This window comes from Streptomyces sp. NBC_01450, assembly GCF_036227505.1.
Classification (GTDB): Bacteria; Actinomycetota; Actinomycetes; order Streptomycetales; family Streptomycetaceae; genus Streptomyces.
Genome location: NZ_CP109480.1, coordinates 2,827,718 through 2,852,002, shown reverse-complemented (window position 1 = coordinate 2,852,002; position 24,285 = coordinate 2,827,718). Strand labels below are relative to the sequence as shown.

Here is a 24,285-nt window from a genome sequence, read left to right as displayed (position 1 = left end):
ACCCGTCGGTCTGCCGGAAATTCATTCCGTGGGAATTCCGAATACTGTGATCCCGAGGGGGTGATCGATGATGTCCACGACAGAGTCGGCCAAGGATCCGCTCCGAAAGACAATCGGACTCCCGCTGCTTGTTCTGGCGTCGGGGCAGCTCGTCATCTCGCTCGACTACAACATCGTGTACGTCGCCCTGCCCGACATCGGCGCCGGGCTGGGATTCTCCGACCACGACCTGCAGTGGGTGGTGAGCGCCTACGTCGTGGCCACCGGAGGCTTCCTGCTGCTGGGCGGACGGGCCGCCGACCTGCTCGGCCGGCGTCGGATGTTCGTCGTCGCGGCGCTGCTGTACGCGGGGTCGTCCCTCGTGGGCGGCCTGGCTCAGACGCCCGGCGTCCTGGTCGCCGTCAGGGCGGTCCAGGGCATCGGCGGCTCCCTGCTGTTCCCGGCGACGCTGTCCCTGATCACCACCCTGTACGACGAAGGGCCCGACCGGAACCGGGCCCTGGCGGTGTGGGGTGCCGCGGGAGCCGGTGGGCTCTGCTTCGGGTCCCTCCTCGGCGGGGTCCTGGTGGAGGCGTTCGGCTGGCCGTCGGTGTTCTTCGTCAACGTCCCTGTGGCGGGAGCCCTCGCGGTGGCCGGGCGGTCGCTCTTCCCCGCGGACGGTCCGAGGGACCGCTCACGGCACTTCGACGTGGCGGGTGCGCTGACCGCCACGGGCGGGATCACGCTCCTGGTGTTCCTGCTGGTGCGGGCTCCCGCGGAGGGCTGGGGCACGCCCGCGGCCCTCGCGAGCGCGGTGCTGTCGGTCTGCCTGCTGACGCTCTTCGTCGTCGTGGAGCGCCGGTCCCGTGATCCGCTCGTACCGGCAAGGCTGTTCGCCCACCGCGGCCTGCTCGCGGCGATGGGGGTGACCGCCCTGTTCAGCGCGACGTTCAGTTCGGTGCCGTACTTCCTGACGCTCTACTTCCAGACGGTCCACGGGTACCGCGCGGTCGCGACCGGGCTGGCGTTCCTCGTGCCCGCCGTGGTGGTGGCCGTCGGTACGCAGGCCGGCGAACGGGCCGTGTCCGCCTTCGGTACGCGCCGCATGCTGGTGGGCGGCATGACACTGGGCGCCGTCGGAGCCGCGGCACTCGGCCTGGCCCTCACCTCGGACGGCTCGTATCCCGGCCTCCTGCCGGGAATCGTGCTGCTGGGCCTCGGCCAGGGAGCCGCGTGGACGGGGATGTGGATCGCCGCGTCCGCCGGGGTGGCCCCCGGTGACCAGGGCGTCGCCTCGGGACTGGCGTCGACCACCCTGCAGGTGGGCGGCGCGGTGGGCCTCGCCGTACTGGTCGCGGTCGCCGGTGGCGTCGGACAGAACGCCTCCGGGCCAGGGCTCCTCGACGGCATCCGTACCGCAGTGTTCGCGATAGCGGCCGGCATCGGCTGCGGCGCGCTCGCGCTCCTCGCCCTTCGCGGGGCCACCCGTACCGGTCCTTAGAAACCCTCTTCGCCTCCCATTCCTGTGTCCGGGCCTCCGGTCCGTCCTCCGTCATGCCAGGAGAATCCCCATGTCCCCTACCGCCGCCGGTCCTTACGCTCCTCCGGCCGCCGTCCTGTGCGGGCTGGCCGGACGGGTGCCGTCCCGCGTGGTGACCAACGAGCACCTCGCGCGACGGCTCGACACCGACGACGCATGGATCCGCACCCGGACCGGGATCCGCCGACGGCACGTCGTCGACCCCGGACAGTCGACGTCCGACCTGGCCGTCGAAGCCGGCCGCCGGGCACTCGCCGCCGCCGCGACGGACAGGGTCGACGCCGTCGTCGTCGCCACGACGACCCCGGACCACACCTGCCCGGCCACCGCGCCCGCGGTCGCCGCACGGCTCGGTCTGACGGGCGCGGCCGCCTTCGACATCGGCGCCGTGTGCACCGGGTTCGTCTACGGCCTCGCCTCGGCCGCCGGGCTCATCGCGGCCGGCGTGGCCGAACGGGTCCTGCTCATCGGGGCGGACACCTACTCCACGATCGTGGACCCCCTCGACCGGGCCAACGCGATCATCTTCGGCGACGGCGCGGGAGCCGTCGTCCTGCGCGCCGGTCACCCCGACGAGCCCGGCGCGGTCGGCCACTTCGACCTCGGCAGCGACGGCGCCCACGAGGACCTGATCAAGGTCGCGGCCGGGGGCTCCCGACAGCGCTCCCGACCGGGCGAACCCAGCCGCCAGGACCGGCACTTCGCCATGCGGGGCAAGGAGGTCTACCGGCACGCCGTGACGCGCATGGCCCAGTCGGCGCGCGTCACGCTGTCGCGGGCCGGCTGCAAGATCGACGACGTCGACCACTTCGTACCCCACCAGGCCAATCTGCGGATCCTGCACTCGGTGGCCGACGACCTCGGTCTGCCTCGCGAGCGGTGCGTGAGCCATGTCGAGTCCGTCGGCAACACGGGCGCCGCGTCCATCCCGCTCGCCCTCGCCGACGCGGCTGCCCGCCAGGCGCTCCGGCCCGGCGACCGGCTCCTGCTCACCGCCTTCGGAGGCGGCCTCACCTGGGGCTCCTGCCTCCTGACCTGGCCCATGCTCCCCGCGCCGGCCCATCCGCACGATCAACCGTCCCGTCAGTACGAGGAATCGCCCCGTCCGTAGGACGAACCGCCCCATCCGTACGACCAAGGAGAACGGACGACGTCATGAGCACCACCTACGACCAACTGGTCGAGATCCTCGCGAGGCTGCACGACGCCCCGGCCGACCGGATCAGCCCCGAGGCGACCTTCGCCGAACTGGACGTCGACTCGCTGACGACGGTCGAGATCAGCATCCGCATCGAGCGCGACCTCGGTGTCGCCGTCGGCGACGACGAACTCCGGCCCGACCTCAGCCTCGGTGCCCTCGCCGGACTCCTCGACGCCCGTCAAGCCGCCGTCTGACCCACTCCGCCCTCCTCTCCCCACTTCACGAAAGGCAGCTCCCATGCACATCAAGGAACAGCCCGGCACCGCGATCGGCGCGACGGTCGAGGGTTTCGACCACGCCACCGCCTCGGCCGCCGACATCGACGCGCTCAAAAGCACCGTCTACACCAAGAAGATCGCCGTTCTGAAGGGCCAGGACCTCTCTCCCCAGGAGTTCCTCGAACTCGGCGAGCGGCTGGGCCGCCCGGAGACCTACTACGAGCCGATGTACCACCACCCGGAGGTCACGGAGATATTCGTCTCGTCCAACGTGCCGGAGAACGGAAAGCAGATAGGCGTACCGAAGACCGGAAAGTTCTGGCACGCCGACTACCAGTTCATGCCGGACCCCTTCGGAATCACCCTGATCTACCCCCAGGTCATTCCCGAGAAGAACCGAGGCACGTATTTCATCGACATGGGGCGCGCGTACGGCAGGCTGCCCGAGGAACTCAAGAAGGAGATCGGCAAAACGTACTCCCGGCACTCGGTGCGCAAGTACTTCAAGATCCGGCCCCACGACGTCTACCGGCCGATCTCCGAGATCATCGAAGAGGTCGAGCGGAAGACCCCGGCCGTCCTCCAGCCGACCACGTTCACCCACCCCATGACCGGGGAGACGGTCCTCTACATCAGCGAGGGCTTCACCGTCGGCATCGAGGACCAGGACGGCAAGCCGCTCGACGACGAGCTGCTGGGGCGCCTGTTCGAGGCCACCGGCCAGCTCGACGAGACCTTCGAGCACGACAACATCCACCTGCAGAGTTTCGAACAGGGCGACCTGCTGGTGTGGGACAACCGCAGCCTCATCCACCGCGCCCGGCACACGACCACCCCCGAGCCGACCGTCTCCTACCGCGTCACCGTGCATGACGAACGCAAGCTCCACGACGGGATCAAGGCGGCATGACGGACGAGGCTCTGCTGGTCCGGGTGCTGACGCCCTACAAGGACCACTGCAAATACCTGCGTTCGGCCGTCGTGACGGAGGCGGACGGACGGGCCAGGGCCCATTGCGAGTTCGCGATATCCGAGTCGTGCTACATCGACGACACCGGCCATCTGAATTCCGTCGAGGTGAACATCTGCTACAACCAGATGATGTACTACCTCGTCGCCAAGTCCGTGAAGGACGGGCTGGGCACGGGTTTCCCCGACTGGACGCTGGACGACTTCTTCACGCACCAGCTCCCGGACATTCTCATCGCACGTTTCGCGTCGAATTTCCGGCGGCCCGTCAACCCCCGGGCATTCTCCGGGCAGATGGAGTTCGGGTCCGTCACCCGGCGCGCCCCGGCCGGCGGCAGCCCCTTCCTGCGCGCCGAGACCGTCTTCCGCTACTGGGACGCCGACTCGGGCCGCTGCGACGGCGAGGCGACCCTGGCGATCGTCAACATCCCCTGACCTGAGGCGAGTCACCCATGACCACGGACAGGCTCCACCACCCGGAGCTCCAGACACTCGTCCAGACCACGAGCTTCCACGCACACCACCAGCCCACGACCCCCGCGGTTGTCTTCGAGGGCCGCACGGTGACGTACGAGCAACTGCACCGCGAGAGCAACCGCATCGCCCACGCCATCCAGGCCGCCGGACTCACGCCGGGCGACCGGGTCGCGTACCTCGGCAAGGAGTCCGAGCACTACTACGAGATCCTCTTCGGCTGCGCCAAGAGCGGCACGGTGCTCGTCCCCGTCAACTGGCGGCTCGCCGCGCCCGAGGTCAGCCACATCCTGCGGGACTCCGGGACCCGACTGCTCTTCCTGGAGGAGGAGTTCGGGCCGATCGTCGAGAAGATGCCGACCGCGCCCCCCGACACGGTCGTCGAGCTCGGAGAGCCCTTCGCCGTCTGGAAGGCATCCCACCCCGACACCGACCCGGCACTGCTTGTCACCCCCGACACCCCCGTCGCCCAGCTCTACACCAGCGGCACCACCGGACTGCCCAAGGGCGTCGTGCTCGCCCACCGCAGCTTCTTCGCGATCCGTGACGCGCTGGCGAGCGAGGGGCTGGACTGGATCGACTGGCGCGCCGGTGACATCGCGCTGATCGGCATCCCCGGATTCCACATCGGCGGCCTGTGGTGGGCCACGCAGAACTTCAACGCCGGGACGACGATCGTCGCGATGCGGGCCTTCGCCGCCCGCCAGGCCGTCGACCTCATCCGCGACCTCGGCATCACCACCGCTTGCGTCGTCCCGGCCATGCTCCGCATGATGCTGACCGAACCCGACGTCGGCGCCAAGGACTTCACCACCCTGCGCAAGACCGTCTACGGCGGCTCCCCCATCTCCGAGGCACTGCTGGAGGAGAGCCTCGCCGTCCTCGACTGCGAGTTCGCCCAGATCTACGGCCTCACCGAGACCGGCAACACCGCCGTCTGCCTGCCCCCGGCCGCCCATGTCCCCGGCGGATCCCTCATGCAGGCGGCAGGGCGGCCGTATCCGGGGGTGGGCAGCAAGGTGATCGACGGCGAGGGGCGCGAACTCCCGCCGGGCGCGGTCGGAGAGGTCTGCCTGGCCACACCGGCCCACATGATCGAGTACTGGGGACTGCCCGACAAGACCGCCGAGACCCTCGTCGACGGCTGGATCCACACCGGGGACGCCGGATACATCGACGAGGACGGCTACATCTTCATCCGCGACCGCATCAAGGACGCCATCCTCGTCGCCGGCGAGAACGTCTACCCCGCCGAGATCGAGAACGTACTGGAGCACCACCCCGGCGTCGCGGAGGCCGTCGTCGTGGGCGCCCCCGACGAACGCTGGGGCGAGTACGTGCACGCCTTCGTCGTCCCCGCGCCCGGGCAGCCGCCCAGCCCCCGGGACCTGCACACCTTCCTCGTCCCGAGGCTCGCGAGCTTCAAACTGCCCGCCCGCTACGAGTTCATCGACAGCGTCCCGCGCAACCCCAGCGGAAAGATCCTGCGCCGCGAGCTGCGCGACCGTTTCTGGGGCGACTCCGCACGCAAGGTCAACTGACCTTCCACCAGGCCCGATCGAGAGAGAACGACATGCCTGCTCCCCTCACGCTGGAGGGCTTCCGCGCCGACCTGGCGGAGTTCCTGTACCAGCGGCCCGACGAAGTCGACCTCGAAGAAAGCCCCATGGACGCCGGACTGGACTCCCTGCGCATCGTCACCCTCCTCGAACGGTGGCGGGAGACAGGGGTGGAGGTGACCTTCGTCGAACTCGCCGAGTGCACCTCGTTCGCCCAGTGGTGGCAGCTGCTCTGCGCACGGCGGAGGGGAGCGGACCATGCCGACGCATGACAGCGACATGGATGACACAGCGCGGCGTCATCCGTTGCTGGCCGCCCAGGAAGGCATCTGGACCGGCCAGCAGCTCGACCCGGGCAGCCCCGCGTACAACACGGCCGAGTACGTGCTCATCGACGGACCGGTGGACACGGCCCTCTTCGACGCGGCCCTGCAGCACGTGGTCGCGGAGACGGAGGCCCTGAACGTCGCCTTCGTCGTCGACGACCGGGGCCGCCCCTGGCAGACCGACGCCCCCGCCGGCGACTGGTGCCTGCACACGGCCGACCTCACCACCGAGCCCGACCCGCACGCCGCGGCCGTGGCCTGGATGGACGAGGACATGGCCCGCCCCGTCGACCTCGCGCGCGGCCCCGTCTTCGGCCACGCCCTGCTGCGCATCGCACCGGAGCAGTACCTCTGGTACCACCGCGTGCACCACATCGCCCTCGACGGCTTCGGCCTGTCGCTGGTCGCCCACCGGGTCGCCCAGGTCTACACGGCCCTGACGGCGGGCGAGCCGGTGGAGGACAGCGGCTTCGGCACCCTGGCCGCGGTGCGCGAAGAGGAACGCGCCTACCAGGAGTCGCCCCGCTTCGCCAAGGCCCGCGCCTACTGGGCGGACCGGTTCGCGGACCGGCCGCCCGTGGCGACACCCGCCGGCCGTACGGCCCTGCCCGCGCGCACGTTCCACCGGCGGGTGGCGGACCTCGACGCGACGCGGACGAAGGCCCTGCGCGCCGTCGCCCGCGACCTCCAACTCACCTGGTCCGAAGTGCTGTTGGCCGTGACCGTGGCGCAGCTCCACCACGCGACCGGCGCACCGGAGATCGTCCTCAGCCTGCCGGCGATGGGACGCCTGGGCTCCGTATCGCTGCGCGTTCCCTGCATGGTGCGCAACATCCTGCCCCTGCGCGTCGCGGTCACCGCGTCGGACAGCCTGCGCGACCTCGCCACCCGGATCTCCCGTGAGCTCCGCGTCGTACTGCCGCACCAGCGCTACCGCTACGAACAACTGCGGCGCGACCTCAAGCTCGTCGGCGGACAGCGCAGACTGTCGGGTCCCGGCGTCAACATCATGCCCTTCGCGTACGACCTGCGCTTCGCCGGCCACCGCAGCACGGTGCACAACGTCTCAGCGGGCCCCGTCGACGACCTGTCCGTGAACGTCTACGACCGTTGCGAGGGCGGGGGACTGCGCATCGCCGTGGACGCCAACCCCGACCTCTACGACGAGGCGGACGTCGCCGCACTCCAGGAGGGACTGCTGTCCCTGCTCAGGGAGGCCGTCGCCGCCCCCGACCGGGCGCTCGGCGATCTCCGTGCGCGCGAGCCCGTCCCGGTCCTGGACGGCGGGCCGCTGCCCGGCCCCGTGCGCCCGGTCCTCGGCCTGATCGCCGACCAGGCCGCCCGGCGCGGCGGCTCCGTCGCCGTCGAGTACGACGGCAACACCATCACGTATGCCCACCTCCTCCGATCGGCACGTGCACTCGCCCGCCGACTGGCTGCCCGCCGGGTCGGCCACGGCGACCTGGTGGCCGTCGCCCTGCCCCGCGGCATCGACGCGATCACCGCCATCCTCGGCGTCCTGCTCTCCGGTGCCGCCTACTGCCCGCTCGACCCGGCGGCGCCCCAGGCCCGCAGGGCGGACCTGCTGGACGACGCCCGACCGGTCCTGGTCCTCACCACCAGCGCCTACGCCGACGACTTCGGGGACCGGGTCGTTCTGCGATACGACCAGCCGGAACCCGAGTCCGGAGCGGCCCGGCCGACGGCACCGCCGCCGACGCCGGAGGACCTCGCCTACGTCCTCCACACCTCGGGCTCCACCGGGCGCCCCAAGGGTGTCGAGATCGGCCACCGAGCCCTCGCGCGCTTCGTCACCGGCGCCACGCACCGCTACGGCCTTCACCACCGGGACCGTGTCCTGCAGTTCGCCCCTCTGCACTTCGACACCAGCGTCGAGGAAATCTTCCTCACGCTGTGCGCGGGCGCCACGCTCGTCGTCCGCGGCGACGACATGACCGATTCGGTCCACGGGTTCCTGGACGCCTGCGCACGGCTGCGGATCAGCTTCCTCGACCTGCCCACGGCGTACTGGCACGAACTGGCCTACGCCGTCTCGACCGGCGCCGTCACCCTGCCCGCGGAGGTGCGTACCGTCGTCATCGGCGGTGAGGCGGCCCTCCCCGAACGGGTCGACCGCTGGCGCAAGGCCATCGGCACGTCGGTCCGGCTGCTGAACACCTATGGGCCGACCGAGGCCACCGTGGTCGCCACCGTCGCCGACCTCCACGAGCCCTCGCCGGCCCCGGGAGACGTCCCCATCGGCCTGCCACTGCCCGGCGTCCGAGCCGCGGTCGTCGACGGTGAACTCCATCTCCTGGGCGACAACCTGGCCCTCGGCTACCGCGGGAGCCGGCCACCGGACACCTCCCGCTTCGCCCCTCTCGACCAGCTCCCCGGAGCGCCCCGCGCCTACCGCACAGGCGACCTCGTACGGATCGGCGACGACGGGCAACTGCGCTACCTGGGCCGGTCGGACACCGAGTTCAAGATCAGCGGACACCGTGTGCACCCGGCCGAGGTCGAGGGCGCCCTCCTCGGCCACCCGGGAGTCCGTGACGCGGCTGTCGTGGGGCAGGTGCTGGAGGACGGGACGCGGAGCCTGGTCGCGTACGTCGTCCCGGACGGGCCCGCCCCGGCCGTGGCCCTGCTCAGGGACCACCTTCGGAGGACGCTGCCCGCGGTGATGATCCCGTCGGCCGTCGAGTTCCGTGACCACCTGCCCCGGACGAGCTCAGGGAAGATCGACAGGAACGCGCTCGCGGCGACGGCCCCCGACCCCGATGTGCGCGAGGCCGCTTCCGACAGCACACTGGAGCGCACCATCGCCGCCGTCTGGCAACAGGCGCTCGGTGTGGCCGCCGTCTCCGCGCGGGACGACGTGTTCGACCTGGGAGCCCACTCGCTCCAGGCCATCCAGGTCGCCAACCGTCTCGGCGCCGAACTGCACCGTGACGTGAAGGTCGCCTGGCTCTTCCAGCACCCGACCCCGGCCGAGCTGGCGAGATTCCTGGGGCAGCAGGAGCAGCAGGAGCAGCAGGAGCAGCAGGAGCGGCCTCGACCGGCCGCTTCCGGCCTTCCGGCGGCCCTGCTCGCCGACACCGTCCTCGATCCGGACATCCGCCCCGGCGACGGTCCCCGGGCGAGCGGCACACCGGACAGAATCCTGCTCACCGGCGCCACCGGCTTCGTGGGCATACACCTGCTGGCCGAACTCCTGACGAGTACCGGCGTGGAGGTCGTCTGCACCGTCCGCGCCGCCGCCGGCTCCGCCGAGGCCACCGCCCGTATCCACCAGGCCCTGGAAACCCACCTGATCCACCTCCCGGACGCGGCTCGCCAACGCGTCACGGCGGTCCCCGCGGACCTCGCCCGCCCCCGACTCGGCCTGGACGAGGCCCTCTTCGCCGAACTCGCCCGCACCTGCGGCGCGATCGTCCACAACGCGGCGACCGTCAGCATCATGCGCGACTACGCCACGCTCCGCGCCGCCAACACCGAGTCCACCAGGGACCTGCTGCGCATGGCGGCCGTGCGCTCGGTCCCTCTGCACTTCGTGTCGACCCTCTCCGTCGCCCCGCCCCTCGGCCTCGCCCCGGAGGTGCCGGAGGAGTTCCTCCCGGCCCATCCCGGACTGCGCTACGGCTATCAGCAGTCGAAGTGGGCGGCCGAGCGGCTGCTGGAACAGGCCGCGGAGAGGGGCCTGCCGGTCACCGTGCACCGGCTCGGCCGGATCGTCGGCCCGTACGCCACCGGTTACGTGAACGAGCGGGACTTCCTCTGGAGCGTGCTGCGCACGGGGGTTCCCGCGGGCATCGTTCCCGACCTGTTCGAGGAGGAGACCTGGACACCCGTCGACCATGTCGCCCAGGCCCTCGTCCACCTCTGCCTCGGCCGCGGACGGCCCGCGCCGGGCGCGACCGTCTTCAACCACGCCGCCGGTGGCCTGGTGAGGTTGGGTGCCGTGTACGACTGGCTGGAGGAGTACGGCTACCCGCTGCGGCGCATGCCGCTGGCCCGGTGGCGTGCCGAACTGCCGCGCTCCTCCGGTGACTCCGGTGATCTCGGTGGGTCCGGTGGGTCCGGTGGGTCCGGTGGGTCCGGTGGGTCCGGTGTGGCGGCGACCACGCTCGCCTTCTTCGACTCCTGGGACGCGAACACCGGCGACGCGACCGGGCCCGACCTGCGCCTGGGACGCGTCCGCGCCGACAACGTCGTGAACGGTCTGCGCGGCAGCGGCATCACCTGCCCGCCCGTCGACCGCGACCTCGTCTTCCGCTACCTCGACCACTGCGTCACCACCGGAACCCTGCCCGCCCCGGCCGGGAAACAGTTCCATCCCGCCCCGCCCGCAGGGTAGTTGGGCCTGTCCGGGAACTCAGGGGCTCCACCCCCCGACTACTGCGACAGAACGCGACGCCTCAAGAGCACCCCGCAACCAAGAGCGCCCCGCAACCAAGAGCACCCCGCAACAAGGAGCCAGCATGTCGAAGAAACGGCCGGTCGCCGTCGCCCTGGCCGGCGCCCTCTGTCTGGTCACGGCGGCATGCGCCGAATCGTCGACCGACAAGGGCGCCGCCCCCGGCGGCAAGGCGTCCGCGGCCGCGGCGAAGTCCGGTTACCCGGTGACCCTCGAGAACTGCGGGGTGTCCGAGAAGTTCACCAAGGAGCCCGGCCGGGTGGTCGTGATGAACGGCGCCTCGGTGGCCGAGGTCTCCACACTGCTCTCCCTCGGCGTCGGCGACCGCGTCGTCGCCAACCAGCAGAGCTACGGGATGTCCGAGGTCGCGGGCCGCGCCAAGGCCATCAAGGCCCTGCCGACCGGCAACGTCAAGCTCAACGACGCGTACGACATCCCGCGCGAGGCGATGATCGGGCTGCGGCCGGACCTGGTGCTGTCCACGACTTCGTACGGCTTCGACGAGAAGAACGGCTTCGCCACCCGCGACCAGCTCCAGCAGGTCGGCGCGGGCACCTACGTCTCCCCGCAGGGCTGCGACCAGGACACCTCCAAGATGACCATCGCCGACAGCTACACGCTGCTGCGCGACATGGGCGAGATCTTCAACGTCGGCGACCGCGCCGAGAAGCTGATCGCCGCCTCGGAGAAGAACATCGCCGACGTCTCCGCGAAGGTGAAGGGCGAGAAGCGGCCCAAGGTCATGATCCTGTTCTCCAACATGGCCATGGGCGGCAACGACTTCAGCTCGGTCGTCGCCAAGGGCATCTACAACGACATCCTCGCCAAGGCCGGCGGCAGCAACGTCTTCGCGTCGGCATCCAAGACCTCCTTCGCCGACCTGAGCAAGGAGAAGGTGGCCGCCACCGATGTCGACGCGCTCGTCGTCATCGGCTACAACGACCCGAACCCGGCGGCCTACGCCAGGAAACTGCTGAAGGAGTTCCCCCAGTGGCCGGCCGCGAAGAACAACAAGTACGTGGCCCTGTCCGACTCGATGTACCTCGGCCCCAGCAACGACCTGGCCGTCGAGAAGGTCGCCAGGATGCTGCACCCCGACAGGTTCTGAGCCCGAGCCGCCTGCGGCTGCCGCTCGCGCTCGCCGGCCTGCTGGTCGTCCTCGGCGCCGTGATGGTAGTGGCGGTGAGCATCGGCGCGGTGAACATCCCGGTGGCGGATGTGTGGGGAATCCTCCTGCACCACGTCACCGGCCGGGGAGCCACCGGCGACCCGGCGCTGGACCAGATCGTGTGGACCTTCCGGGCACCCCGCGTCGCCCTGGCTGCCCTGGTCGGCGCGGGCCTGGCCGTCGCCGGGGCGGTGCTCCAGACCCTGGTCTCCAACCCGCTCGCCGACCCCGTCGTCCTGGGCTTCTCCTACGGTGCCTCCCTGGGCGCCGTGCTGGTCATCACCCTCGGCGGCGTCGCACTCGGCGGGCTGGGCGGCCTCGGCGTGTCCGGCGCGGCGTTCGTCGGCGCCCTCGCGGCCGGAGCCCTCGTCTTCGCCCTGGGACAACGCCAGGGCCGACTGGCCCCGACCCGGCTGGTGCTGGCGGGGGTCGCGGTCGGCTATGTCCTGCTGTCGGTGACGAGCTTCGTCCAGCTCCTGGCGACGCCCACCGAACTGCGGACGGTGATGTTCTGGATGCTCGGCAGCGTCGCCGGCGCCCAGTGGAGCCAACTGCCCACGGTCACGGTGGTGGTCCTGACGAGCACCGTCGTGCTGACCCTGTTCGGCCGCCGCCTCAACGCCCTGCTGGCCGGTGACGAGTCCGCGACCGCGCTCGGCGTGGACGTCAACCGGCTGCGCGCCGTCCTGCTGGTGATCAGCGCACTGCTCACCGGCACGGTCATCGCCGTCGCCGGCGGCGTCGGGTTCGTCGGCCTGATGATCCCCCACCTGGTCCGCCTCACCACCGGCGCTGACCACCGCAGACTGCTGCCCCTGACCGCACTCCTGGGCGCCATCTACCTCGTCCTCGTCGACCTGCTCTCCCGCACCGTCAACCGCCCCAACGAACTGCCGCTGGGCATCCTCACCGCCCTGCTCGGCGCCCCGTTCTTCCTGTGGCTGCTGCGCCGCAACAAGGGACTGGACACCGTATGAAGGGCTGGACACCGCATGGAGGGCCCGGACACCGTATGAAGAGCCTGGACGGCGTATGAAACTGACCGTGGACCAGCTCCACATCACCCTGGACCGCAAGCAGATCCTCCGCGCTGTGCACCTGGAGGCCGCCAAGGGCGACGTCGTCGGGCTCGTGGGCCCCAACGGCAGCGGCAAGTCCACCCTGCTCCGCACGGTCTACCGCTCGCTGCGGCCCGCCGACGGCGTGGTCAGGGTGGGCGGCGACGACGTATGGGAGCTGTCCGCGCGCACCGCCGCCCGCCGCACGGCGGCCGTCCTCCAGGAAGCCGGCACCACGACCGGCCTCACCGTGACCGAGATCGTCGCCCTGGGCCGTACGCCCCATCACGGGCTGATGGGCCGGGACGGCGCCGAGGACCGCGAGGCCGTGGCCGAGGCGGCCGAACGCTGCGGAGTCGGCCCCTTCGCGGACCGCGACTACGCCACCCTCTCCGGCGGCGAACGCCAGCGCGTCCTGCTGGCCCGCGCCCTCGCCCAACGACCCCGGCTCCTGGTCCTGGACGAACTCACCAACCACCTCGACATCCGGGCCCGGTTCGAGCTCCTGGACCTGATCCGCAGCACCGGGATCACCACCCTCGCGGTCCTGCACGACCTCGACCTGGCAGCCCGGCTCTGCGACCACCTCGTCGTGCTCCACGAAGGCGCGGTGGTGGCGGCGGGCCCCGTGCTGGAGGTCCTGACACCGGACCTCCTGCGTGACGTCTTCGGCGTACGAGGCGCCACGGAACGACACCCCGACGGCGTCGTCCGCATCACGTATGCCGCTCAGCCACTCGCATTCGCCCAGGAGCCCGAGCCCGCGGAACGCTGACGCCACGCACACGGCCGGGACGACGGTCAGAGCCAGCCCCCGGCGATGAACTGGACGGGGTCCTCCCCGGGGTTGTCGCGAATGCCGAACACGGCCTGGGACATGGACCACAGGACCGTGCGCCCGATCCGGTCCGGGTAGCGCGCGATCATCGCGTTGAAGAAGTCGACGGCGCTGTTCTCGGTGCGCATCAGCTCCTCGGCGGTGTCGAGGTACTCCCGGGTCTCGGTGATCGTCCGTGCCGCGTCGTCGTCGAGCTCGGAGTTCTTGTGCCCGGCGACGATGGAGCGAGGGCTGAGCGACTCCACCTGGTCGATCGCCCGGCGCCATGTGTCGAGGCCCGCGAGCACAGCTTCGCCGACGTATTGGTGGGCGCCGTTGTAGATGACGTCACCGGCCACTACGAGTGCGAGCTCGGGCACGTGCAGGACGCGAGGGCGAAGCGGTTGTCGGGCACCGTCACCGCGGTCACCGGGGAGGGCGGAATGTTCGAGTAGACCTTGTCCCAGACGTACGGACGACCGGCGTTGTTGGCGTGCATCTGACCGATCGTTCCCTCGGACGCCACGACGCGTGCGCCGAACCGCTCCGCCAGCAGTCCGGCGGCGAACCAATGATCGCCGTGGCCGTGTGTGATGAAGATGTCTGTCACGTTCCGGTTCTTGCCGGCGACCCAGTCGCCCAACGCCTGCGCCTGCTCGGTCGTGAAGCCCGGGTCGGTGAGCACGGCGTCTTCGGCGCCGGAGATCAAGGTGCTGGTGACCGGGGAGAAGAGCTTCGGTTCCCCGTTCGGAAGGAGGCCGTTGTTCTGCGGCGGAGGGTTGTTGATGAATACGTCGTAGGTGAGTCCGTCGGTCGAGCTCATGGTTGTCGTCCTCTCGCGTCTTCAACTGCCGGGCAGTGACGCCGAGTCACTGGCAGAGTCCGCAGGTGCGGCGGCCCAGCTGCTGCAGGCGGCATCATGCGCGGGGTACCAGCACGCCTGCATCACCCGAACGCGTGAGAGCCGGGCCGAGGAGGAGAGCCTTCACAAGGCCTCTGGCTTCCTGACCGATCCGTTCACCGGGCCGGCGTCGGTACCCCGCTGGTTGATGAGGTTGCTGAGCTGAACGCGGGAGTGCACGTCGAGCTTGCGGAAGACCGAACGCAGGTGTGTGCGGACGGTGTTGGCGGAGACGCCCAGTTCCTCGCCGGCGGCCTTGTTGGTGTAGCCGGCGCCGATGAGTCCGGCGACCTTGGCTTCGGCCGGGGTGAGCGCCGACCAGCCCTCGGTCGGCCGGGGCACGACGGCCTGCCACTGTTTGCGTCGGAAGCCGGCCCGCCGCATGCGGTCCTCCAGGTCGGTCATCGGGCCGTTCGCGCCGATGTCGCGATACGTGGTCCAGGCGGCGTCGACCGCAGGACGAGCCTGCTCGCGGAGTCGATCCACTGCGCATCATCGATCGCGATCAAGACCGGACCCGATGACGCCTCGCGCTCCAGCGCAGCCGTGAGTTCGTCCAGCAGTAACAGGGGAGCCCCGGCGCAGTCGTGCAGGCGCTCGAGATCGGTGGCGGTGAGCAGTGGGCCGGATCCGTTCCTCAGCGCGAGCAACAACGGAGCGGCGGGTGAGATGTCCGTGATCTGATCGGCCTTGCTCACCCCACAGCGAAAGCCCATCCGTGCCGCCTGGCTGATCACCTCTGCCAGCAGGGCGGACTTGCCGATGCCTGGCGGGCCCTGGAAGAACAGAACCCCGCCTTGGTCGGTGCGTACAGTGCGCCGCAGCAGCTTGAGACCTGACGTGATCTCCGCCGTCCGGCCCCGCAACACGACTTTCGTCATCCGAACCTCCGCACAATTGGACCGCGTGGCCCCGGCCGACGGCAGCTTGTCCCGATTATGCGAGCATCCTAGAGACAGCCTGAAGCGTGTGGCGCAAGGCCGTGATCAGGCAGCCCGAAGCGGGTTGCGGGCCCGCTCGTTCGTGCTCGCGCTACCGGTGCACACATCGACAGTGCACGCCGCGACAGCTGAAAGCAATTTCTTCGCGTTAAGCTGGGTGTCGTGAGTCCCCGAGCCTCCGTGCGCCCCGGCGGGCGCAGTGCGCGCGTCCAGCAGTCCGTCCATCAGGCCGTACGGGACCTGGAGGCCGAACACGGCCGCGACGCTCTGACCGTTCCCCTGATCGCCACCCGGGCCGGGGTCACTCCTTCCACGATCTACCGGCGCTGGGGCGATCTGCGCGAGCTGCTGTCCGACGTGGCGGTGGAGCGGCTGCGCCCGGACGCGGCCCCTGCCGATCAGGGCGGCCTGCGCGCCGATCTGGAGGCGTGGGTGGAGCAGTTCGCGGAGGAGATGTCCTCGTCGGCGGGGCGCACCTACATCCGCGATGCCCTCCTGGGCGATCCCGAGCGGGGCAACGCCGCCCGTTGCTCCGACTACGCCGCCGAGCAGCTCACTGCCATCGGTGTGCGGGCCGCCGGCCGCGGAGAGGCGGTGCCCGGGGTGGAGGCGCTGCTGGACGCCGTCGTCGCCCCGCTGATGTACCGCATCCTGTTCCGTCCCTCGAATCTGTCGGTCGCATATACGCACGGCCTGGTCGCCGCGGCACTCGATCGGCGCTGAGCGGACCGGAGTCGCGCCCGGGAGCGCAACGTCCGCGCATCTAAAAGCTAAGTATTTGCGTTAGATGGAGGACGGGCGGGTCAGCTCGTCGAAGCTCGTACGGAGCAAGGCGTCGAACGACGCCTCACGCGTCGGAAGGTGACGGAGCAGCGTCGCGAGCCCTACGTCGGCTCTGCGTGCGATGTCGCGCATCGACGCAGCGGCGCCCCTCCCGGCTATCCGGACCGGCGATCCACTTGACTATCCGGATCGGTGGTCCATATATTCGGATCAGTGGTCCGAATATGCGGGTCACTGATCCGAATAAGCCTATCCCGCGGCGCGGGCCGGAGGAAACGATGACGACACACACGATGAGGGCGATCCGGCTGCATGAGCACGGCGGCCCTGAGGTGCTGCGTTACGACGAGGTGCCGATTCCCGTGCCGGGGCCGGGTGAGGTGCTGGTCCGCGTGCACGCGGTCGGCATCAATCCTCCGGACTGGTACCTGCGCGACGGGCTGAGCAACCTCCCTCCGGAGGTCAGGCCGAAGTTCGACCTGCCCGTGATTCCGGGGACGGATGTGTCGGGCGTCGTCGAGGCCGTCGCCGCGGACGTGGAGGGCTTCTCCGTCGGTGACGAGGTCTTCGGTCTCCTCCGCTTCCCCAGCTTCGACGGCAGCACATATGCCGAGTACGTGGCCGCACCCGCGTCGGACCTCGCACGCAAGCCGGCCGGCATCGACCACGTGCACGCCGCCGGGGCGCCCATGTCCCTGCTGACGGCGTGGCAGTTCCTGATCGAGCTCGGACACGATCACCCCTCGCCCTTCCAGGCGGCGCAGCATCGCCCGGTGGCACTCGACGCCGGCACGACGGTGCTCGTCAACGGCGCCGCGGGCGGCGTGGGGCACTTCGCGCTGCAGCTGGCGAAGTGGAAGGGCGCACGGGTCATCGCGGTGGCATCGGGTGCGCATGAACCGTTCCTGCGCGAGCTCGGCGCCGACGAGTTCATCGACTACACCAAGAGTCGTCCCGAGGAACTCGTCAACGACGTCGACCTCGTTCTCGACGCCGTCGGTGGCCGCGACAGCAGCCGCTTCCTGCGCACGCTCAGGCGCGGCGGCGCCCTGTTCCCGGTGTTCTTCGGCGAGTTCGACGACGCGGAGACCGCGAAGCTGGGCGTCACGGTCTCGGGCACCCAGGTCCGCTCGCACGGCACGCAGCTCGCCGAAGTGGGTCACCTGCTCGAAGCGGGCACGGTCCGTGTCGCGATCGACAGCACGTTTCCGCTCGCGGATGCCCGGGCGGCGCACGAACGGGCCGCCCGAGGGCACATCCAGGGCAAGATCGTGCTCACGGTCGCTCAGTAACGAACGAGCCGTTTCACAGGCGCGTCCGGCGGTCGTCCTCGGTCCGCCGCGGGAGATCACCGAGACGGTCGCATTCCTGATGCCTGGCGACGCCGCGCGCTCCGCCGTCCCAGCGCACGCCGGGTGGTCGCTTGCGCTGACCGCGCCCCATCTTCCACCCGACAACCGAGCACGAGAGAGGCATGACATGACGACAACTGCGGCTGTCGGCTGGGGAAGCAACCACCTCGACGCAACGCCCGCGGGAGAGGTGACTCTCGACCCCGCAGGACAGTTCGCCGTCCGGCAGACGCTGGCACGCTACGCCTTCGCCCTGGACCACGGAGACCTGGTGGCGCTGGAGGGCGTCCTGACCGAGGACACCACCTGGACGGCCACGGTCGCCGGCGAGACGGAGATCGGTCCGTTCGTCGGGCGCGCCGCGGTTGTCGACTTCGTACGGGGTGCGACGGAAGCGCAGACCGATCAGCGAAGGCACCACCTGACCAACATCGTCTTCCGCCGTGCGGACGCCGACATGGCAGTGGTGTGGGCCTATCTGACGCTGACGTCGAACGCGGGCGGGAACCCGACCGTGGTGACGACCGGCTTCTACACGTTCATGCTGCGGCACGCCGAAAGCGAGTGGCGTATCGCGGACCTGTTCATCGGTCTGGACAGCGCCGTATGAAGTCCAGCGACTACCAAGTCATCAAGGACAGAGGCAAGGAGAGCGGTGTGGCACGTCACGGGGTAGTGGCGGATCGCCACACCAACTGAGCTGATCTTTAATTGGTTTGTCGCAGGCCGGCTCGGTCGGATAGGAAGCTTGCATGCTAAAGGGCAGCAAGGTCGGGCTGAGGGCCCGGCACGACGACGACATCCCGCTCCTGCGGACCGAGCTCTACGACGACGTGGTCAACGGCTCGCGGGCCGAAGGCCGGCCGTGGCGGCCGATCACGCCAGGTTCGAAGGACTCGCGGCTCGTAGTGGACGACAAGGAGCAGGGGCACGTCCCGTTCTCCGTGGTGGAGCTGGAAGGCGGCACGCTGGTCGGTACCGCGACGCTGTGGGGCATCGACAATCACAACCGGTCCGCGCACATCGGGTTGGGGCTGCTGCCGTCCTCGCGCGGCAAGGGCTACGGCACCGACGTGGTCGCGGTGCTGTGTCACTACGGTTTCGTCGTGCGCGGCCTGCAGCGGCTGCAGATCGAGACGTTGTCGGACAACGCCGCGATGCTGCGTTCCGCCGAGCGCAACGGGTTCGTCCGTGAGGGCGTGCTGCGCTCCTCGGCCTGGGTGTTGGGCGAGTTCCTGGACGAGGTGCTGCTCGGGCTCCTCGTCCAGGACTGGAAGCCGGACTCGAAGGGTTAGGGCCTGTCCGGCGGATCATGCCGCAGACGCGGGGCTTGGCACGCCCTCCCCCAGAGGGGGTACCCCCAGCGGCGTTGTCGTCGGTTGCCGACTCCTCCACTCTCGGCTTCTCCCCCAGTGCCTTAAGGGCCTGGGAGCTACCCCCGGAGCGGGGGGACCCCCATCGCGTCGACGCCCTCCTCCGCCTTGCAGCTGGACGCACCAAGCCCCGCTCACCAGCGTCGATGAGGCGCCGCCTGTTTCCTGCGACTTGATCCGCCGGACAGGCCCTGGCTGCCGTCCGACGGCCAAGGGCGGGTCGCCACGAGGGAAAGGGTGCAGGAGACCCTTGCCGCCGTGGGCCACTCCGGCGACGTCTTCGCAGACGCACGTGATGACGAAGACGTCGTCTGGACGCGGTACTACGACGGGGCTCAGCACCACGGAGACACGGCACATTCCCCATGCGACCTCGCACGCGGGTCTGGTCGGACTCGAACACGGCGTCAGCCGTCGTCAGCCCTCGATCGCCATCCGAACACCAAGAAGGACCAGCACGGTGCCGGAGACCCGCTCGAGGCGCCGGCGTACCTCGGCTCGGGAGATGATCTTCTTCATTCGGCCGACGAACCATACATACAGTCCGTAGTAGCCGACCTCGAAGACGGCCCAGACGGCCGCCAGGCCGATCATGGTCGGCAGATGCGGGGCGCCTGCGGGCACGAACTGCGGCAGGAAGGACATCGCGAACACCGCGGCCTTGGGGTTGGCGAGGTTCAGCAGCAGGCCCGAGCGGTACGAAGCCCAGCCCGAGCGCACTGCCTGTGCATCCTGGCTCTCCTCTTGTCCATGCCCGCCGCGGGCGTCCAGCAGCGTCTTGATCCCGAAGGCGACCAGAGTCACGGCACCGGCGATCCGCATGATGTCGTACGCCAACTGGGAGGCCGCGAGCAGTGCGGTGAGCCCGAGTGCGGCAACGGCACCCCAGATGAAGACGCCAGTCTCGTTGCCCAGCACAGTGAGGAAACCGGCACGCCGGCTGCGCAGGGACTGCCGGATGATCAGCATCGTGCTCGGTCCGGGCGAGGCCGCGATCAGGGTGCAGGCGCCGAGAAAGGCGAGGAGGGTGCTCAGCATGCGGCCCATCGTGGGGTTCCACCGCCGATCGTGTCCATAGGCCCCCGCTTGGAGGGCAAGTTCTGCCGCCCTCAGCCCAGTTCCAAGATCCCCGATCACACTCGGACCCTGGAACAGCGAACCGCTGCCGCTGGAGTACTAGGAGCAGCTGGACACGGTGCTGGGGTTACCACAGTTGTTGGGTTGGTTACGGGCGACGGGACTGACGATCCGCGTCACCGTGCCGCTGGCCTTGAAGATGCCGCCACCGTCTGCATCCGTTCCCAGCGCCCGGTTGTTGGTTACCAGGCTATGGGCGAGATCCACCGTGCCGGAGCCCGTATCGAAGATGCCGCCACCGCGGGAGTTCGTGCCGTTGGTCGTGTTGCCGGCGACCGGGGTGTCGGTGAGCTTCACCGTGCCGGAAGTATCGAAGAGGCCGCCGCCCTGCGCATGAGAACCGGTGGTGGTGTTGCCAATGACCTCGCTTCTCTTCAGCGTCATGGTTCCGGCTTGTGCGATGCCGCCGCCCTGCGCATTGGTACCGGTGACGTCGTTGTCGGTGAGTCGGGTGCGGGTCAGCGTCACCGTCGTGCCGACGGCGGCGGCGATCCCGCCGGCCAGGATGGTTGCGTGGTTGCCGGTGATCCTGCTTCTGTCGACGGTCGCCGTGCCGGAACCTCCGAATGGGCTGACGAAAACGGCCCCGCCGGCACTCGCCCTGTTGTTGTGGAGCGTGCTCCTGTTGACGCTCACCGCGCCATTGTCATTGTCGATGGCCCCACCATAGGTGTCGGCGGTGTTGGTGGTGAGGCTGGTGTCGTTCAGCGTCAGTGCGGGACCAATTCCACTGAGCCAGATGGCACCGCCCCGGCCCGCCGTCGTCGGCTCTACACCGTCGCTCGGGGCCTTACCGAACTCGCCGGGGACCCGGTGCCGATGAGGAGGGTCCGGGCTCCGGGAGCCGGCCGCAAACCATGGACAGTCCGCCTCACGGTAGGGCGTCGAGAAGGCTCGTGATCCGTACGGCTCGATCGGGCATGGTCGCGCAGCTCGGCCCTGTGCGGCAGTCCGGGCAAGGTCAGCGGCAACCCTCACCGGTCACTGGTCCACCACCGAAGGCTCCATCGCGTCTTCTACACCTCCGCGCTGGTCAGCGTCCGCTACGACCCGAACTCGCGGCATTAGGAAGCGAAGGTGCGGCGATAGCTCGATGGGCTGGTCCTGGTCATCGCGGTGAAGTGGATTCGCAATGACTCCGCGGAGCCGAAGCCGCATCGGTGGGCGATGTCGTCGATGCCGAGGCGAGTGGTCTCGAGGAGTTCACGCGCGCGGGCCACGCGTTGCATGGCCACCCAGTTCATGACGCTCGTTCCGGTCACGGCTCGGAATCTGCGGCGCAGGGTTCGTGTGCTCATGTGGCTGTGTTGGCTGACCGACTCCAGGGTGAGCGGCTCGTCGAGGTGTTCCAGGATCCAGGTGATCACGTCGGTGATCTCGGAGTCGCGGTCGGGCGGGATGTGCTCGATGAACTGGGCCTGTCCTCCTTCGCGGTGGGGCGGGCTGACCAGGAAGCGGGCCATCGTGTTCGCGGCGGCCTGACCATGGTCGAGCCGCAGGAGATGCAGGCACAGGTCGGTTCCGGCGAGGACACCCGCGGAGGTGAAGACGCCGGTGTCCTCGACGTAGAGCTCCGCTTCGCGGACCTTGACCGACGGGTGGCGGTCTCGCAGCAGGCCGGCCCAGCGCCAGTGGGTGGTGGCGCTGCGGCCGTCCAGGATCCCGGCCGCCGCCAGGGCGAAGGTGCCCGTGCAGATCGACACCATCCGGCTGCCCCGGTCGTATGCGTCACGCAGCCGTTCGACCAGCTCGGCGTCCGGAGGCTCGGTGGGGTCTTGCACTCCGGCGACGATCACGGTGTCCGCCGTGTCCAGCCGGTCGAGCGGCTCGACCTCGCGGGGCACCAGCGAGTTCTCCGCGGGAACGGCACTCACCAAGGTCAGCTCGTAGGGGGCGCCGCCGGGCCAGCAGGCGGTCACCCAGTCCGGCCAGCGGCCGAACACCTGCTGGGGAACGGCTACGTCCAACAGGACGTAGTCCGGCTGCACCACCACTGCGACCTTGGCCGGATCTTTGGGATTAATGTCCATCTGGCCATCGTAACCGTGGTCCCGGTCTTCCTAGGCTGGGCGCATCACGACAATCACGATTAGTGAGGAGATGCGCAATATGTACGTAGTCGTCGAGACGTGGACACCGAAGCCCGCGTTCTTCGCCGCCGACGAGAAGGCGCGGAACGACCTGTTCGCAGGGATTCAGGAAGCCATGAAGCAGCTCGCGGAAATCGGATTCGTGACGCTCGGCTGGGGCAAGGTGGAACCGGCCGCGCAGTCCGCGTCCTATGAGTGGTTCGCGGTCTGGCAGGCCCCTTCGAGGGAAGTGGCCGACGTGTTCCTGGCCGGTGTCGAGAACTCCGGCTGGTACACCTACTTCGAGCAGTCCAACGTCGTGGGTGAGCTGCGGCCGGCCGATGCGGTCATCGCCGAGCACCTGGCACTGGAGGCTGAGGTCAAGTGAGCGTGCTCGAGAATCTGCCGGAGGAGATCGGAGGGTGGCCGCGTACGGCGGCTACGGAGGCCGCGGTTGCCTTCACTGCCGAGCACTCTCCGGAATGGCTGCTCAACCACACTGTCCGCAGCTACTTCTACGCGCGTAGTATCGCCACCGCCAGGAACCTCGTCGCCGGGGAGGACTACGACGACGAGACGCTCTTTCTCGCCACGGTGATGCACGACATCGGTCTGACCGACGCGGGGCAGGGTCCGAACCGGTTCGAGGTGGACGGTGCGTTCCGAGCCGCTCGCTTCGCCCGGGAGCACGGGCTGTCCGATGTCGCCGCCGACCAGATCTGGGATGCGGTGGCGCTGCACACCTCGCCGGGGATCGCGCCCCACAAGCATCTGCTCGGCGCTCTCGCGCATTTCGGTATCGGTGCCGACATGTTCGCTTTCGGTGTCGAGGAGGTGGACCGGGCGGTACTGGACGCGGCGCACGAGGCGTTTCCGTATCTGGATCTGCGGAACAAGATCCATGCGCAGGTGGTCCATCAGATCGACGAGCAGCCGTCGAAGTGGGCGCCGGTGTCATTCGTCGACATCGTGTATCGCAAGCACCGGCCGGACAATCCGTTCCCCGGGCTGGACGAGCTGGCCGCTGCCCCGGTACGTCCGGACTGACGACGTCTCGCGGTGGCTGCGGTCGGGGTGCCGTGGCTGTTTGGCGGCGGGCAGCCGTGACGAAGAAGCCGCGGAGCCGGGCACCCCGTGTGCTTGGCTTCGCGCCTGTGTTGACCCGGCATCGCGTCCCGGGCCGTTGAGCGTCGGCATCCCGGCTTCAAGGAAAGCCAGGGCGGTCGCGATGCGGGGAGCGATGCCGTCGGGAGCGGCGCCGAGTTCTTCGGCGAGGGCTTGCACCGCTGCGTCGAGGGTGGCGGTCATGCGGGAAGCACGCAGTTCGCGGTCGGCCGCGAACATGCGGTGTCCGAGCCTGTTGGTCTCGTCGTCCTGTCCTTCGGTCCGTAGCCATCGGCCCGGGATTTTCATGGCTGTGTCAATACAGGGGGACCGTGCGGGGTGCGACCTCGGCCGCGCCGCGTTCGCTTCGCCCGTCGGACCGGGCCGAGGCGGAGGCCGACTTCCTCGAGGTGCGCCGTCCGGGCGTCGATGCCTGTCCGACGCTGCTGCTGCATACCGCCCACGGCACCGACCGCCTGGGCGGCCCGGTCGCCTCGGCCGACGCGCTCACCCATGCCCCGGAGCAGCACGCTGCCGCCACCACGGCCGCCTGAAGCCACCCCTTCAGCACTCTGTGAACGAAAGCGCACTCATGCCCGCCCTGATCCAGAACGTCCACGCCGCCGGTGACACCGGCCTGAACAATGCGTCCGTCCCGATCACGGGCGAGCGCGACGCGCCGCTCCTGTTCGACGGCCAGTTCACGCTTGCCGAGCAGCATCAGATCCTTGCGTTCATCATCGACAGCGGCAAGAAGCCGACCACCGTGGTGGGCACGACCGCCGACCCGGATCACCGTCTGAAAGCAGCGATGCTCGAGCGGTGTCCCCATCCGGGCCTGCCGGTGTTTCTGGACCTGGGCACCAGGGTCGCCAACGGCGTGATGGCCCGGGGCTGAC

The 24,285-nt window shown here is 69.6% G+C and carries 26 protein-coding genes and 1 pseudogene; 19 read left to right on the top strand and 8 right to left on the bottom strand.

Features of this window, described 5'->3' with window-relative positions:
- Positions 1-70 precede the first annotated feature (70 nt).
- The 11 genes from OG568_RS13015 (at position 71) to OG568_RS12965 (ending at position 13,684) form a co-directional block, all read left to right on the top strand.
- A complete protein-coding gene (locus tag OG568_RS13015) occupies positions 71-1,480 on the top strand; it encodes an MFS transporter (RefSeq protein WP_443077863.1) in 1,410 nt (469 codons plus the stop codon).
- A gap of 70 nt (positions 1,481-1,550) precedes the next feature.
- The gene (locus tag OG568_RS13010) at positions 1,551-2,630 is read left to right on the top strand and encodes a beta-ketoacyl-ACP synthase III (RefSeq protein WP_329531608.1); all 1,080 of its coding nucleotides are present in this window, start codon (positions 1,551-1,553) and stop codon (positions 2,628-2,630) included.
- Positions 2,631-2,674: 44 nt separating this feature from the next.
- On the top strand, positions 2,675-2,914 hold the full coding sequence (locus tag OG568_RS13005) for an acyl carrier protein (protein ID WP_329531607.1): 240 nt from the start codon (positions 2,675-2,677) through the stop codon (positions 2,912-2,914).
- Between the two features lie 43 nt (positions 2,915-2,957).
- Positions 2,958-3,848, top strand: coding sequence for a (3R)-3-[(carboxymethyl)amino]fatty acid oxygenase/decarboxylase (gene scoE / locus OG568_RS13000; protein WP_266587122.1), 891 nt, complete (start codon positions 2,958-2,960; stop codon positions 3,846-3,848).
- Positions 3,845-4,342, top strand: a complete 498-nt coding sequence (scoD, locus tag OG568_RS12995) for a (2E)-enoyl-ACP glycyltransferase (protein ID WP_329531606.1) — start codon at positions 3,845-3,847, stop codon at positions 4,340-4,342. The genes scoE and scoD overlap by 4 nt, the downstream gene beginning before the upstream one ends.
- Before the next feature lie 17 nt (positions 4,343-4,359).
- A complete protein-coding gene (locus OG568_RS12990) occupies positions 4,360-5,922 on the top strand; it encodes a fatty acid--CoA ligase (RefSeq protein ID WP_329531605.1) in 1,563 nt (520 codons plus the stop codon).
- Positions 5,923-5,954: 32 nt separating this feature from the next.
- A complete protein-coding gene (locus OG568_RS12985; RefSeq protein ID WP_329531604.1) occupies positions 5,955-6,212 on the top strand; it encodes a phosphopantetheine-binding protein in 258 nt (85 codons plus the stop codon).
- Positions 6,199-10,623: an amino acid adenylation domain-containing protein gene (locus OG568_RS12980; protein WP_329531603.1), complete on the top strand. Its 4,425-nt coding sequence runs from the start codon at positions 6,199-6,201 to the stop codon at positions 10,621-10,623. The genes OG568_RS12985 and OG568_RS12980 overlap by 14 nt, the downstream gene beginning before the upstream one ends.
- 124 nt (positions 10,624-10,747) lie before the next feature.
- On the top strand, positions 10,748-11,791 hold the full coding sequence (locus OG568_RS12975; protein WP_329531602.1) for an ABC transporter substrate-binding protein: 1,044 nt from the start codon (positions 10,748-10,750) through the stop codon (positions 11,789-11,791).
- Positions 11,792-11,853: 62 nt separating this feature from the next.
- Entirely contained in the window at positions 11,854-12,828 is a 975-nt protein-coding gene (locus OG568_RS12970) for a FecCD family ABC transporter permease (RefSeq protein ID WP_329536344.1), read from the top strand.
- 55 nt (positions 12,829-12,883) lie between these two features.
- On the top strand, positions 12,884-13,684 hold the full coding sequence (locus OG568_RS12965; RefSeq protein ID WP_329531601.1) for an ABC transporter ATP-binding protein: 801 nt from the start codon (positions 12,884-12,886) through the stop codon (positions 13,682-13,684).
- A 26-nt stretch (positions 13,685-13,710) separates the two neighbouring features.
- On the opposite strand, the gene OG568_RS12960 is transcribed toward OG568_RS12965, so the two are convergent.
- From OG568_RS12960 to OG568_RS12945, 4 genes are all read right to left on the bottom strand, one after another.
- Positions 13,711-14,106 (bottom strand): hypothetical protein, encoded by a 396-nt coding sequence (locus tag OG568_RS12960; RefSeq protein ID WP_329531600.1) that lies wholly within the window; start codon positions 14,104-14,106, stop codon positions 13,711-13,713.
- Positions 14,085-14,549, bottom strand: a complete 465-nt coding sequence (locus tag OG568_RS12955; protein ID WP_329531599.1) for an MBL fold metallo-hydrolase — start codon at positions 14,547-14,549, stop codon at positions 14,085-14,087. The genes OG568_RS12960 and OG568_RS12955 overlap by 22 nt, the downstream gene beginning before the upstream one ends.
- Positions 14,550-14,711: 162 nt before the next feature.
- Positions 14,712-15,032, bottom strand: a complete 321-nt coding sequence (locus OG568_RS12950) for a response regulator transcription factor (protein WP_329531598.1) — start codon at positions 15,030-15,032, stop codon at positions 14,712-14,714.
- Complete coding sequence (locus OG568_RS12945; protein ID WP_329531597.1) at positions 15,029-15,508, bottom strand: ATP-binding protein; 480 nt, start codon at positions 15,506-15,508, stop codon at positions 15,029-15,031. The genes OG568_RS12950 and OG568_RS12945 overlap by 4 nt, the downstream gene beginning before the upstream one ends.
- Before the next feature lie 222 nt (positions 15,509-15,730).
- Between OG568_RS12945 and OG568_RS12940 the strand changes: the two genes are divergently transcribed.
- Positions 15,731-16,291 (top strand): TetR/AcrR family transcriptional regulator, encoded by a 561-nt coding sequence (locus tag OG568_RS12940; protein WP_329531596.1) that lies wholly within the window; start codon positions 15,731-15,733, stop codon positions 16,289-16,291.
- A gap of 78 nt (positions 16,292-16,369) precedes the next feature.
- Here the strand turns inward: OG568_RS12940 and OG568_RS12935 are convergent.
- Positions 16,370-16,510 (bottom strand): annotated as a pseudogene (locus OG568_RS12935) (TetR family transcriptional regulator); the annotation flags it as partial.
- A 119-nt stretch (positions 16,511-16,629) separates the two neighbouring features.
- Between OG568_RS12935 and OG568_RS12930 the strand changes: the two are divergent.
- From OG568_RS12930 to OG568_RS12920, 3 genes are all read left to right on the top strand, one after another.
- Positions 16,630-17,643 carry an NADP-dependent oxidoreductase gene (locus OG568_RS12930; protein WP_329531595.1) on the top strand — a complete coding sequence of 338 codons (1,014 nt, stop codon included), beginning with the start codon at positions 16,630-16,632 and terminating at the stop codon, positions 17,641-17,643.
- A gap of 187 nt (positions 17,644-17,830) precedes the next feature.
- Positions 17,831-18,313 carry a nuclear transport factor 2 family protein gene (locus OG568_RS12925; RefSeq protein WP_329531594.1) on the top strand — a complete coding sequence of 161 codons (483 nt, stop codon included), beginning with the start codon at positions 17,831-17,833 and terminating at the stop codon, positions 18,311-18,313.
- A 142-nt stretch (positions 18,314-18,455) separates the two neighbouring features.
- Positions 18,456-18,998, top strand: a complete 543-nt coding sequence (locus OG568_RS12920) for a GNAT family N-acetyltransferase (RefSeq protein ID WP_329531593.1) — start codon at positions 18,456-18,458, stop codon at positions 18,996-18,998.
- A gap of 495 nt (positions 18,999-19,493) precedes the next feature.
- On the opposite strand, the gene OG568_RS12915 is transcribed toward OG568_RS12920, so the two are convergent.
- The 3 genes from OG568_RS12915 to OG568_RS12905 all read right to left on the bottom strand — a co-directional run bounded on the left by OG568_RS12915 (position 19,494) and on the right by OG568_RS12905 (position 22,243).
- Positions 19,494-20,114, bottom strand: coding sequence for a LysE family translocator (locus tag OG568_RS12915; protein ID WP_329531592.1), 621 nt, complete (start codon positions 20,112-20,114; stop codon positions 19,494-19,496).
- A 138-nt stretch (positions 20,115-20,252) separates the two neighbouring features.
- A complete protein-coding gene (locus tag OG568_RS12910) occupies positions 20,253-20,849 on the bottom strand; it encodes a hypothetical protein (RefSeq protein ID WP_329531591.1) in 597 nt (198 codons plus the stop codon).
- A 428-nt stretch (positions 20,850-21,277) separates the two neighbouring features.
- Complete coding sequence (locus OG568_RS12905) at positions 21,278-22,243, bottom strand: GlxA family transcriptional regulator (protein WP_329531590.1); 966 nt, start codon at positions 22,241-22,243, stop codon at positions 21,278-21,280.
- Positions 22,244-22,322: 79 nt separating this feature from the next.
- Here OG568_RS12905 and OG568_RS12900 point away from each other — a divergent pair, with 79 nt between their 5' ends.
- The 4 genes from OG568_RS12900 to OG568_RS12885 all read left to right on the top strand — a co-directional run bounded on the left by OG568_RS12900 (position 22,323) and on the right by OG568_RS12885 (position 24,284).
- Complete coding sequence (locus OG568_RS12900) at positions 22,323-22,670, top strand: DUF6616 family protein (RefSeq protein WP_329531589.1); 348 nt, start codon at positions 22,323-22,325, stop codon at positions 22,668-22,670.
- Positions 22,667-23,329: an HD domain-containing protein gene (locus tag OG568_RS12895; RefSeq protein ID WP_329531588.1), complete on the top strand. Its 663-nt coding sequence runs from the start codon at positions 22,667-22,669 to the stop codon at positions 23,327-23,329. Before OG568_RS12900 ends, OG568_RS12895 begins: the two co-directional genes overlap by 4 nt.
- Positions 23,330-23,718: 389 nt before the next feature.
- The gene (locus OG568_RS12890; protein WP_329531587.1) at positions 23,719-23,940 is read left to right on the top strand and encodes a hypothetical protein; all 222 of its coding nucleotides are present in this window, start codon (positions 23,719-23,721) and stop codon (positions 23,938-23,940) included.
- Between the two features lie 38 nt (positions 23,941-23,978).
- Positions 23,979-24,284 carry a hypothetical protein gene (locus OG568_RS12885; protein ID WP_329531586.1) on the top strand — a complete coding sequence of 102 codons (306 nt, stop codon included), beginning with the start codon at positions 23,979-23,981 and terminating at the stop codon, positions 24,282-24,284.
- Position 24,285 lies beyond the last annotated feature (1 nt).